We start from the raw sequence: 12,430 nt of genomic DNA, 5'->3' as shown, positions 1-12,430 counted from the left end.
TGAATCCATGCACGACTTTACTGTAATTCTGTCGTGTGATTTTGCTCTCTTATGGATTATTAATTTCCCGCTAAAACTATCTCCAGCTCGGGTTGTAAAAACCGCTGATGCTAAAAGCTTGTTTTAAATCGACCTTACCTTACGAATAAAAAAATCGATCTGGAGTACGCATGCACAAATTTACTAAAACGCTGGCGGCCATCGGCCTGGCAGCGGTTATGTCACAATCCGCTATCGCTGAGACCATGAAATTAGGCTTTCTGGTAAAACAGCCGGAAGAGCCGTGGTTCCAGACAGAGTGGAAATTTGCTGATAAAGCCGGGAAAGATCTTGGCTTTGAAGTGATTAAAATTGCCGTGCCGGACGGCGAGAAAACGCTTAACGCCATTGATAGCCTGGCCGCCAGCGGCGCCAAAGGGTTTGTGATCTGCACCCCGGACCCAAAACTGGGCTCGGCAATTATCGCGAAAGCAAAAAGCTACGACATGAAAGTGATTGCGGTAGATGACCAGTTCGTCACCGCGAAGGGTAAACCGATGGAAACCGTTCCGCTGGTGATGATGGCGGCGACTAAAATCGGCGAACGTCAGGGTCAGGAACTGTATAAAGAGATGCAGAAACGCGGCTGGGACGTAAAAGAGTCGGCCGTGATGGCGATTACCGCCGATGAACTCGATACCGCCCGCCGCCGCACTTCCGGTTCGATGGCCGCGCTGAAAGCTGCGGGCTTCCCGGAAAAACAAATCTATAAAGTGCCAACCAAATCTAACGATATCCCGGGCGCGTTTGACGCCGCCAACTCCATGCTGGTGCAGCATCCTGAAGTGAAACACTGGCTGATCGTCGGCATGAACGACAACACCGTGCTGGGCGGCGTGCGCGCCACCGAAGGCCAGGGCTTTAAAGCGCCGGACGTGATCGGCGTGGGCATCAACGGCGTGGATGCGGTGAGCGAACTGTCGAAAGCGCAGGCCACCGGCTTCTACGGCTCCCTGCTGCCAAGCCCGGACGTGCACGGTTATAAGAGCAGCGAAATGCTCTACAACTGGGTAACTAAAGACGCCGAGCCGCCGAAATTCACCGAAGTGACCGATGTGGTGCTGATCACCCGCGATAACTTTAAAGAGGAACTGGCGAAGAAAGGCTTAGGCGGCAAATAAGAACAGATGACGGGGTAGCGGTGGATGGCGACAGACAGATGGCGCGGTCGCTTATCCACCCTACAAAATATCCGCATTACGCAGTTCGGGTAAGCGCAGCGCCACCCGATATGAGGTAAAAGGTAAATCATGCAACAACAGACACCGTATCTCTCTTTTCGCGGTATCGGCAAAACCTTCCCCGGCGTGAAGGCGCTTCAGGATATCAGCTTCGACTGTTATGCCGGGCAGGTGCACGCGCTGATGGGTGAAAATGGCGCGGGTAAATCCACCCTGCTGAAGATCCTCAGCGGGAACTACGCCCCGAGCCAGGGCAGCATTGTTTTACGCGGTGAAGAGATCGTTTTTAGCGATACCACGGCGGCGCTCAACGCCGGCGTGGCGATAATCTATCAGGAACTGCATCTGGTGCCGGAAATGACGGTGGCCGAGAATATTTATCTTGGGCAGATCCCGCATAAAGCCGGCTTTGTGAACCGTTCATTGCTTAATTACGAAGCGCGGCTTCAGCTTGAGCATCTTGGCCTGGATATCGATCCGCAAACGCCGCTTAAGTATCTCTCCATCGGCCAGTGGCAGATGGTGGAAATTGCCAAGGCGCTGGCGCGCAACGCGAAAGTTATCGCCTTTGATGAGCCGACCAGCTCGCTTTCGCGCCGTGAAATCGACAACCTTTTCCGCGTCATACGCGAACTGCGCGCAGAAGGCAGGGTGATTATTTATGTTTCGCACCGCATGGAAGAGATCTTTGCGCTGAGCGATGCGATTACCGTATTCAAAGACGGGCGCTACGTCTGCACGTTCGATGATATGCAGCAGGTGAACCACGACTCTCTGGTGCAGGCGATGGTAGGGCGCAACTTGGGTGATATCTACGGCTGGCAGCCGCGCGAGCATGGTCCTGAGCGGCTGCGGCTGGACGAGGTGAAAGCGCCGGGCGTACGCGAGCCGGTTTCCCTGCACGTGCGCAGCGGCGAAATTGTCGGGCTGTTTGGCCTGGTGGGCGCCGGACGGAGCGAGCTCATGAAAGGGTTGTTCGGCGGAACGCGCATTACGGACGGGCAGGTATGGATTGACGGCAAGGCTATCGCCATCAATAAGCCCGCCGACGCCATTCGCGCCGGGATGATGCTCTGCCCGGAAGACCGCAAGGCGGACGGCATCATTCCTGTCCACTCGGTGCGGGACAACATCAATATCAGCGCGCGCCGCAAGCATATCAGCGCGGGCTGCCTTATCAATAACCAGTGGGAAAGCGAAAACGCCGCCTCACATATCCGTTCGCTGAATATCAAAACGCCGTCTGCTGAGCAGCTAATTATGAATCTCTCGGGCGGCAATCAGCAAAAGGCCATTCTGGGCCGCTGGCTCTCCGAAGAGATGAAGGTGATTTTGCTTGATGAACCTACGCGCGGCATTGACGTGGGTGCGAAGCATGAAATCTACAACGTGATTTATGCCCTGGCAGCTCAGGGCGTGGCGGTGCTATTTGCGTCGAGCGATTTGCCTGAGGTCCTGGGCCTTGCGGACCGCATTATCGTTATGCGCGAAGGGGAAATTGCCGGCGAGTTGTTGCATGGCGAGGCCAGCGAGCAGCAGGCGCTGAGTCTGGCGATGCCTAAAACCAGTGCGAGTGCAGCATGAGTAAGGGGAACAAAATGTCTTCATTAACTAAATCCGGCGGTACGGGAACGGCATCCGGCGGCGCGGGCAAATCGTCGTTAAGCCTCGGACGCATCTGGGATAACTACGGCATGCTGGTGGTGTTCGCGGTGCTGTTTATCGGCTGCGCCATTTTCGTGCCGAATTTTTCTTCCTTCATTAACATGAAGGGGCTGGGCCTTGCGATTTCCATGTCCGGCATGGTGGCCTGCGGCATGCTGTTCTGCCTGGCTTCTGGCGATTTCGATCTCTCCGTGGCGTCAGTTATCGCCTGCGCGGGCGTGACCACCGCCGTGGTCATTAACATGACCGAAAGTTTATGGATTGGCGTAGCGGCAGGTTTGCTGCTCGGCGTGTTAAGCGGCCTGGTGAACGGCTTTGTTATCGCCCGGCTGAAAATCAATGCGTTGATAACCACGCTTGCCACCATGCAAATCGTGCGCGGCCTGGCCTACATCATCTCTGACGGTAAAGCGGTGGGCATCGAAGACGAGCGTTTCTTTGCGCTTGGCTACGCCAACTGGTTCGGCCTGCCCGCGCCAATCTGGCTGACGGCGGGCTGCCTGATAATCTTTGGTTTCCTGCTCAATAAAACGACCTTCGGGCGCAACACGCTGGCGATTGGCGGCAATGAAGAAGCGGCGCGGCTTGCGGGCGTGCCCGTGGTGCGGACCAAAATCATTATCTTCGTGCTGTCGGGTCTGGTATCCGCCGCGGCAGGCATCATCCTCGCCTCGCGCATGACCAGCGGCCAGCCGATGACCTCGCTTGGCTATGAGCTGATTGTTATTTCCGCCTGCGTGCTGGGCGGCGTTTCGCTCAAGGGCGGGATCGGCAAAATCTCTTACGTGGTGGCGGGTATCCTGATTCTGGGGACGGTGGAAAACGCCATGAACCTGCTGAATATCTCTCCGTTCTCGCAGTACGTGGTGCGCGGTATGATCCTGCTGGCGGCGGTAATTTTCGACCGCTACAAGCAGAAGGCCAAACGCACGGTTTAGCCCCGGCTTGCCGTTCGCTTCAGGCTATTCTCAATCGCAACGCCAGCCCCGCAAAGGCTGGCGATTTCTCTTATAAAATTGCGACACCGTTCTCCCTGTCTATACTTACATGGCTAATATTAATTTTAAGTTACCGGTTCGGTGACAATTTTTATCCATTAAGGAGGAGCCACAGGTGGCTGAAGTCGTATCTGTACCGCCTTTACTTTCCGGCAATCTTGCTTTTTTCTTTGACCTCGATGGCACTCTGGCTGAAATCAAACCGCACCCGGATCAGGTCTATATCCCCGCCGCGGTGCGCACGTTGCTGCAGAAAATGTCCGTAATGAGCGATGGGGCACTGGCGTTGATCTCAGGGCGTTCCATGGCCGAGCTCGATAAGCTCGCCACGCCGTTCCATTTCCCTCTTGCGGGGGTTCACGGGGCGGAGCGCCGCGATATCAATGATAAAACCCACGTGGTGACGCTGCCGGTGCCGTTGGTTAAAACCCTGCAGCAGGAACTCTCTGAGGCCCTGGCGCTGATGCCGGGCACCGAACTTGAAGCCAAAGGCATGGCGTTCGCGCTGCACTACCGGCAGGCGCCGGAAGCGCAAGAGGCTATCATGCAGCTGGCGGAACAGCTGACCAAACGTTTCCCGCAGCTGGCGTTGCAGCCGGGGAAATGCGTCGTGGAGCTTAAACCGCTCGGCATCAACAAGGGCGCGGCCATTCGCGCCTTTATGCAGGAAGCGCCGTTCGCAGGCCGCACGCCCATCTTTATTGGTGACGATCTTACCGATGAGGCCGGGTTTAAGCAGGTCAACGCCCTGGGAGGCCTGACGATTAAAGTCGGCACGGGCGACACCCTTGCAACTTATCGCCTCGCCAATGTCAGGATGGTTTATCACTGGCTGGGCAAACTGACGCATCACATAGAAAAACAACAAAAGACAGAAACTTTACGGGGAGAAGATTATGAGTCGCTTAGTAGTAGTCTCTAATCGCATCGCACCACCGGATGACAAAAAAGCGGGCGCAGGCGGCCTTGCGGTTGGTATTTTAGGCGCCCTGAAGGCTGCGGGCGGGCTATGGTTTGGCTGGAGCGGGGAAATCGGCGATCCCGATGCGCCGCTAAAAAAGGTCACCCATGGCAACATCACCTGGGCTTCATTTAACCTGTGTGAAGAAGATTACGAGCAGTATTACCTGCAGTTTTCTAACGCGGTTCTGTGGCCTGCTTTCCACTATCGTCTCGATCTGGTTGATTTCCAGCGTGAAGCCTGGGAAGGGTATGAGCGCGTGAATACGCTGCTGGCAAACAAGCTTAAACCGCTGGTAGAAAAAGACGATATTCTGTGGATCCACGATTATCACCTTCTGCCTTTTGCAGCCGAATGCCGCAAGCTGGGGCTGCATAATCGTATCGGCTTTTTCCTGCACATTCCTTTCCCGACGCCGGAAGTGTTTAACGCGCTGCCGCCGCATGAGGAGCTGATTGAAGCGCTGTGCGATTACGATCTGCTGGGCTTCCAGACGGAAAACGATCGCCTGGCGTTCCTCGATTGCATTGCGAGCATGACGCGCCTTGAGAATAAAGGTAAGCATCAGTACCAGGCCTTCGGCAAAAGCTTCCGCACCGAAGTCTATCCGATTGGTATTGAGCCGGAAGAGATTGCGCAGAATGCCAAAGGGCCGCTGCCGCCGAAGCTTGTACAGCTTAAGTCTGAGCTGGGCAGTATCAAGAATATCTTCTCCGTGGAGCGCCTCGATTATTCTAAAGGGCTGCCGGAACGCTTCCTCGCCTTTGAGGCGCTGCTGGAAAATTATCCGCAGCACCACGGCAAAATCCGTTACACCCAGATTGCGCCTACCTCCAGAGGGGATGTGCAGGCCTATCAGGATATTCGCCATCAGCTTGAGACAGAAGCGGGGCGCATCAACGGTAAATATGGCCAGCTGGGCTGGACGCCGCTTTATTATCTCAACCAGCATTTTGACCGCAAACTGCTGATGAAGGTCTTCCGTTACGCCGAAGTCGGGCTGGTTACGCCGCTGCGTGACGGTATGAACCTGGTGGCAAAAGAGTACGTGGCGGCCCAGGATCCGGCTAACCCCGGGGTGCTGATATTATCGAAATTCGCCGGTGCGGCTAATGAATTGACCTCGGCGCTGATTGTTAATCCCTACGATCGGGACGACGTGGCGAGCGCGCTTAACAGGGCGTTAACCATGCCTTTAGCCGAGCGAATTTCACGGCATAGCGAAATGATGGAAGTGATTTGCCGTAACGACATTCACCGCTGGCAGGAGAGATTCGTGGGCGATCTAAAGCAGGTAACGCCGCGTAGCGATGCGTCTCATCTGCAGCAGAAAGTGGCGACCTTTCCCCGACTGGCATAATATTATAAACGGCGGATAGCGCATTTGCTGCCGCCTTATATCTCTGTGACAGGGGAGAAAAACGGAGCTTTTCCCTGTCACTTCTCAACAAGCGGCACTAACAGCACATCTACTTTACTCGATGCAACCACCGTTTTTGCAGAACAAATCGCTTTGCTGAAAAAGCTTTGATTGTGGTTACCGCAGATGACTAAATCCACGTTTTGCTGCTCGCACACCGAGAGAATATGCTCGCTGAGCTCACCCGTGGCGATCAGGGCTTTCTCAATGGGATAACCCGCCTTACTAATCAACTCTTCCAGAAAAAGCTGCGTCTCTTCGAGCATTAATTCACGCAAATTCTCCATCATCGGCGCGGCGAGCTGATTGTAGATCTCCGGATCGGAAGCCAGCGTTATCAGCGTGATACGTCCGTCGACCGGTTTAACAATGGATACGGCCTTGCGTATTAATTGATGGCTTTCCGGCGTGACGGCAACGGCAACCAGCACATGCGTATAACTCATGCCTTCCTCCTGTAGCGCACTGGGCGCCTGCTAATAAAACCCATACTCCGCTTTTAACACAGGTGCAACGGCAGCAACCGCAAGAAATGTGAGCCCGTTCATGAAAATAGTTAAGTTATTCTTAAGTAATGAATTCGCAACATCCGTTGCTGTCAGAAAACGGCGAAAAAACAATCAAACTTTAGAATTATTTTTAGGGCCAAAAACAGATAATAACTTAGGGGAATTAGCCCATCTGTAATGGTCATCAGAGGTAAAAGTTCAAAAACCAATTAATATAACTTCATGATAATTATAACAATACAGGCTTATTTATGTGTAAAGTGTGATCTGCTTCGCAGGTTTTAACCAGCCGGTGGCAAGGAAATGCTTGAAAAGTCACGAAGTTGTTGTTCAAAAGTAAATCTATTCCCCGCCTGGAACGGTGAAAATCGCTGATTTGGTTAAAAAACACCCAAATGAAAAGCCCGGCTGATGGTTTTCACTAAGATATATGGTAAATTTATGTGATACGGATCACATAAATTCTAAAATCGCGGCTGGCTGCATTGTATGTGCTATAGGCAGCGAGTAGAGTTTGCGCGAATTAGGAAAAATCTTAGTTTTTTGTAAGAGAATTAAGAAAGACGTTACGCGGTCTGACAACAAAGTTGCCCGGTCTTAACCAGACCAGGGCCGCTGTCGGAGTGCAGCATCAACTAATACATTTTTGGCCTTAACGATTGCGTCACTTTTTTACCGGGTTTGCCCGGGGACATCACGGGGTGCGGTTCAACCGCATAAAATAATTGGTTATTCGGGATGGGGAAAATGCATACATCCGAGTTACTAAAACATATTTATGACATTAATTTGTCTTATTTACTGCTTGCTCAAAGACTTATTAGTCAGGATAAAGCTTCGGCAATGTTTCGTTTAGGGATCGCCGAAGATATGGCAAATACCTTAAGAGAATTAACGCTGCCACAGATGGTAAAACTGGCGGAGACCAATCAGCTGATTTGTCAGTTCCGTTTTAACGATAACCAGACTATCAATCGCTTAACGCAAGAATCGCGTGTGGATGATCTACAACAAATTCATACGGGTATTTTGTTATCCACCCGCTTATTAAATGAGGTGTCAGCCAGCGACGAGGCACCGAAGAAAAAAAGGGCGTAACAAAATGAGCGAAAAAAGCATTGTCCAGGAAGCACACGACATACAGCTTGCGATGGAGCTTATTACCCTGGGCGCCAGGCTGCAGATGCTCGAAAGCGAAACGCAGCTCAGCCGCGGTCGGTTGATAAAGCTCTATAAAGAGCTGCGCGGCAGTCCGCCGCCGAAAGGTATGCTGCCTTTTTCCACCGACTGGTTTATGACGTGGGAGCAAAACATTCACGCCTCGATGTTCTGTAACGCATGGCAATTCCTGCTGCGTAGCGGACAATGCAGCGGCGTTGATGCGGTCATTAAAGCTTATCGTTTGTATCTTGAGCAGTGTCCTTCACCGGCTGAGGGCCCGCTTCTGGCGCTGACTCGCGCCTGGACGCTGGTTCGATTCGTTGAAAGCGGAATGCTGCAGTTAAGCCGTTGCAACTGCTGTAACGGCAACTTTATCACCCATGCGCACCAGCCTCCGGGCAGCTTCGCCTGCAGTTTATGCCAGCCGCCATCACGAGCGGTAAAAAGACGTAAACTTTCTACAAACACTGCCGATATTATTCCACAACTGCTGGATGAACAGGTAGAACAGGCCATGTAACAGGCCTTGTGTACGAGCAACTCCAGCAGCGGTAAGCAATTACCGCTGCTTTTTTTTGCCCTGTACCACGGGCTTAGACGCCGCTCTCCTGTAAGTCCTTGCCACACTCCACAGCAGAAGGACTGACTCGTGCTGATATTAATAGGTTACCTGGTCGTACTCGGGACAGTTTTCGGCGGCTATATGATGACCGGTGGTCACCTGGGGGCGCTCTATCAGCCCGCTGAATTTGTCATCATAGGTGGCGCAGGCATTGGTGCTTTTATCGTCGGTAACAATGGCAAAGCTATCAGAAGCACGCTGAAAGCGCTGCCGCTGCTGTTTCGCCGTTCGAAATATACCAAAAGTATGTATATGGACCTGATGGCGCTGCTTTACCGCCTGATGGCGAAGTCTCGTCAGCAAGGGATGTTTTCGCTGGAGCGCGACATTGAAAATCCTAAAGAAAGTGAAATCTTTGCCAGCTATCCGCGTATTTTAGCCGATGCCATAATGCTTGATTTTATCGTTGATTATTTACGCCTGATCATCAGCGGCAATATGAATACCTTCGAAATTGAAGCCCTGATGGATGAAGAGATTGAAACCTACGAAAGCGAAACGGAAATTCCGGCTAACAGCCTCGCATTAATGGGAGATTCTCTGCCCGCATTCGGCATTGTTGCTGCGGTAATGGGGGTAGTACACGCCCTGGCGTCAGCCGACAGGCCAGCGGCGGAGCTCGGCGGCCTGATTGCGCATGCCATGGTGGGGACATTCCTCGGCATCCTGCTGGCCTACGGTTTTATTTCGCCGCTGGCCACCGTGCTGCGCCAGAAAAGCGGTGAAACCACCAAGATGATGCAGTGCGTAAAAGTGACGCTGCTTTCAAGCCTCAACGGCTACGCGCCGCCAATCGCCGTAGAGTTTGGCCGTAAAACGCTCTATTCCAGCGAGCGCCCGTCCTTTGTTGAGCTTGAAGAGCACGTTCGTGCCGTCCGCTCACCAAATGCCCAGGCGCGCGCCACGGAAGAAGAAGTATGAAGAATCAGGCCCATCCCATCGTTGTCGTAAGACGACGCAAGCACAAAGGCCACGGAGGCGGACACCACGGCGGCTCCTGGAAGATCGCCTACGCGGACTTTATGACCGCCATGATGGCGTTTTTTCTGGTGATGTGGCTGATCTCCATCGCCAGCCCCAAAGAGCTGGCGCAGATTGCCGATTATTTTAAAACCCCGCTCAGCGCCGCAATAACCGGCGGACAGCGCATCGCCGACAGCGAAAGCCCAATCCCCGGCGGGGGCGACGATGTGACCCAACAGCAGGGGGAAGTGAAAAAAAGCCCGAACCTTGACGAGCTGAAAAAGCGCCTGGAAACCAGCCGCCTCAAGCGCCTGCGTAACCAGCTTGACCAGCTGATTGAGACCGATCCGAAACTGCGGGCGCTGCGTCCGCATTTGCAAATCGACCTGGTCCAGGAGGGGCTGCGCATTCAGATTATCGATAGCCAGAACCGTCCCATGTTTAAAAACGGCAGCGCGGAAGTTGAGCCTTACATGCGCGACATCCTGCGCAGCATCGCGCCGCTGCTCAATGATATTCCAAACAAAATTAGTCTTTCCGGCCACACCGACGATCTGCCGTACGCCATGGGCGAGCTTGGCTACAGCAACTGGGAGCTTTCCGCTGACCGCGCGAACGCTTCACGTCGCGAGCTGATGTACGGCGGCCTAACCGATGGGAAAGTGCTGCGCGTGGTGGGCATGGCCTCCACGATGCGCGTAACCGACCGTGGTCCGGAAGACGCCATTAACCGTCGCATCAGTTTGCTGGTGCTAAATAAAGAAGCCGAACAAGCCATCGTGCATGAAAACGCAGAGAGCGCAAACCTTCCGTTAAGCACTCTGAAAGAACCTGCTGCCGTGGCGCCGGTGCAGTCCACTTTACCGCCACAACCAGCTACGAGGTGATAGCGTGAGCATGGATATCAGCGATTTTTACCAGACGTTTTTTGACGAGGCCGACGAGCTACTGGCCGATATGGAACAGCATCTGCTGGACCTGGTTCCCGAGGCGCCAGATTCAGAGCAGCTTAACGCCATATTCCGCGCGGCCCACTCGATAAAAGGAGGTGCCGGTACGTTTGGCTTTTCCGTGCTGCAGGAGACCACCCATTTAATGGAGAACCTGCTTGACGAGGCCCGGCGCGGTGAAATGCAGCTCAATACCGACATTATCAACCTGTTTTTGGAAACCAAAGATATTATGCAAGAGCAGCTGGATGCCTATAAAAGCTCAACGGAGCCTGATGCCCAGAGCTTCGACTATATCTGTAAAGCGCTGCGCCAGCTGGCGCTTGAAGCCAAAGGTGAAGCGGCAGCCGCGCCAGCTAAACTGACCGTCGTTGAAAAGGAGGCGCCGTCCAAAGCCGGGGCCGCCGCAAACGAGGGCAAACTGCGCGTTGCTATCAGCGGGCTGAAAGAGAGCGAACGCGATCTGCTGCTCGAAGAGCTGGCAAACCTCGGCACGCTTAGCGACATTGAAAAAAATGCAAGCTCGGTGGCCGCAACGCTTGAAACAAGCGTCAGCGCTGATGACATTACCGCCGTGCTCTGTTTTGTCATCGAACCTGAGCAGATCGAATTCCTGCCGCTGGCGGCGAGCGCCACCGTAGTGGAAGCGGCAGAAGAAAAGGCACCGGTTGAGGTTGCGGCAACGCCTGCCGCGGTGGCGGAAGTGGCAACGCCTGCGGCAAAACCTGTCGCCCGCGCAGAAAAACCTGCGCCGCGCGTAGCGGAATCAACCAGCATCCGCGTGGCGGTGGAAAAAGTCGACCAGTTGATCAACCTGGTGGGCGAGCTGGTGATCACCCAGTCGATGCTGGCCCAGCGCTCCAACGAGCTGGACCCGGTTAACCATGGCGAACTGATCACCAGCATGGGACAGCTGCAGCGTAACGCGCGCGACCTGCAGGAGTCGGTGATGTCGATTCGTATGATGCCGATGGAATACGTCTTCAGCCGCTTCCCGCGGCTGGTGCGCGATCTGGCCGGCAAGCTTAATAAGCAGGTAGAACTGACCCTGCTGGGCAGCTCAACTGAACTCGATAAGAGCCTGATTGAACGTATTATCGACCCGTTAACGCACCTGGTGCGTAACAGCCTCGACCACGGCATTGAGTCGCCGGATAAACGCCGCGCTGCCGGTAAGTCCGAAGTGGGTAATCTGACGCTATCCGCAGAACACCAGGGCGGCAACATCTGCATCGAAGTGACCGACGACGGCGCCGGTCTTAACCGCGAGCGCATCCTTGCCAAAGCGCTTTCCCAGGGCATGGCGGTGAACGAAAACATGTCCGACGATGAAGTCGGCATGCTGATCTTCGCCCCGGGCTTCTCTACCGCCGAGCAGGTGACCGACGTCTCAGGCCGCGGCGTGGGCATGGACGTGGTGAAACGAAACATCCAGGAGATGGGCGGCCACGTTGAGATCCAGTCTAAAGCCGGCGCCGGCGCCACCATCCGCATTATGCTGCCGCTGACGCTTGCCATCCTTGACGGCATGTCCGTTAAGGTCGCCGATGAAGTCTTCATTCTGCCGCTGAATGCGGTAATGGAGTCGCTGCAGCCGAAGGATGACGATCTGCATCCGCTGGCGGGCGGCGAGCGCGTGCTTGAAGTGCGCGGTGAATATCTGCCGCTGGTCGAGCTGTGGAAACTCTTTGATGTGGAAGGGGCGAAAACCGAGGCGACTCAGGGCATCGTCGTTATTCTGCAAAGCGCGGGCCGTCGCTATGCGCTGCTGGTCGATCAGCTGATTGGCCAGCATCAGGTGGTGGTGAAAAACCTCGAAAGCAACTATCGCAAAGTCCCGGGAATTTCTGCCGCCACCATTCTTGGCGACGGCAGCGTTGCGCTGATCGTTGATGTTTCCGCGCTGCAAACCTTAAACCGTGAACAACGTCTGGCCGGCACTGCCGCCCTTTCCTGAAGAG

11 protein-coding genes are annotated in these 12,430 nt (G+C 54.3%); 10 read left to right on the top strand and 1 reads right to left on the bottom strand.

Annotated elements, in window-relative coordinates; translation table 11 throughout:
• The first annotated feature begins 170 nt into the window (after positions 1 to 170).
• The 5 genes from WLO31_RS12300 (at position 171) to otsA (ending at position 6,204) form a co-directional block, all read left to right on the top strand.
• Positions 171 to 1,160: an arabinose ABC transporter substrate-binding protein gene (locus tag WLO31_RS12300; protein WP_435926887.1), complete on the top strand. Its 990-nt coding sequence runs from the start codon at positions 171 to 173 to the stop codon at positions 1,158 to 1,160.
• 129 nt (positions 1,161 to 1,289) lie between these two features.
• A complete protein-coding gene (gene araG / locus WLO31_RS12295; protein WP_435926886.1) occupies positions 1,290 to 2,804 on the top strand; it encodes an L-arabinose ABC transporter ATP-binding protein AraG in 1,515 nt (504 codons plus the stop codon).
• A gap of 14 nt (positions 2,805 to 2,818) precedes the next feature.
• A complete protein-coding gene (araH, locus tag WLO31_RS12290; protein WP_435926885.1) occupies positions 2,819 to 3,823 on the top strand; it encodes an L-arabinose ABC transporter permease AraH in 1,005 nt (334 codons plus the stop codon).
• A 175-nt stretch (positions 3,824 to 3,998) separates the two neighbouring features.
• Complete coding sequence (gene otsB / locus WLO31_RS12285) at positions 3,999 to 4,805, top strand: trehalose-phosphatase (protein WP_435926883.1); 807 nt, start codon at positions 3,999 to 4,001, stop codon at positions 4,803 to 4,805.
• The gene (otsA, locus tag WLO31_RS12280) at positions 4,780 to 6,204 is read left to right on the top strand and encodes an alpha,alpha-trehalose-phosphate synthase (protein ID WP_435926882.1); all 1,425 of its coding nucleotides are present in this window, start codon (positions 4,780 to 4,782) and stop codon (positions 6,202 to 6,204) included. Before otsB ends, otsA begins: the two co-directional genes overlap by 26 nt.
• A gap of 77 nt (positions 6,205 to 6,281) precedes the next feature.
• Here the strand turns inward: otsA and uspC are convergent, their stop codons facing one another.
• Complete coding sequence (gene uspC / locus WLO31_RS12275) at positions 6,282 to 6,710, bottom strand: universal stress protein UspC (RefSeq protein ID WP_435926881.1); 429 nt, start codon at positions 6,708 to 6,710, stop codon at positions 6,282 to 6,284.
• 810 nt (positions 6,711 to 7,520) lie between these two features.
• On the opposite strand from uspC, the gene flhD reads away from it, so the two are divergent.
• From flhD to cheA, 5 genes are all read left to right on the top strand, one after another.
• Positions 7,521 to 7,871, top strand: a complete 351-nt coding sequence (gene flhD, locus WLO31_RS12270) for a flagellar transcriptional regulator FlhD (protein WP_435926880.1) — start codon at positions 7,521 to 7,523, stop codon at positions 7,869 to 7,871.
• Positions 7,872 to 7,875: 4 nt separating this feature from the next.
• A complete protein-coding gene (gene flhC / locus WLO31_RS12265) occupies positions 7,876 to 8,454 on the top strand; it encodes a flagellar transcriptional regulator FlhC (protein ID WP_435926879.1) in 579 nt (192 codons plus the stop codon).
• 129 nt (positions 8,455 to 8,583) lie between these two features.
• On the top strand, positions 8,584 to 9,477 hold the full coding sequence (motA, locus tag WLO31_RS12260) for a flagellar motor stator protein MotA (protein WP_435926878.1): 894 nt from the start codon (positions 8,584 to 8,586) through the stop codon (positions 9,475 to 9,477).
• Positions 9,474 to 10,406: a flagellar motor protein MotB gene (motB, locus tag WLO31_RS12255; protein WP_435926877.1), complete on the top strand. Its 933-nt coding sequence runs from the start codon at positions 9,474 to 9,476 to the stop codon at positions 10,404 to 10,406. The genes motA and motB overlap by 4 nt, the downstream gene beginning before the upstream one ends.
• 10 nt (positions 10,407 to 10,416) lie before the next feature.
• The gene (cheA, locus tag WLO31_RS12250) at positions 10,417 to 12,426 is read left to right on the top strand and encodes a chemotaxis protein CheA (RefSeq protein ID WP_435930598.1); all 2,010 of its coding nucleotides are present in this window, start codon (positions 10,417 to 10,419) and stop codon (positions 12,424 to 12,426) included.
• The last annotated feature ends 4 nt before the right edge of the window (positions 12,427 to 12,430 follow it).

The organism is Dryocola sharpae, from assembly GCF_051307055.1.
GTDB lineage: Bacteria > Pseudomonadota > Gammaproteobacteria > Enterobacterales > Enterobacteriaceae > Dryocola.
This window is presented reverse-complemented; position numbering and strand designations above follow the sequence as displayed.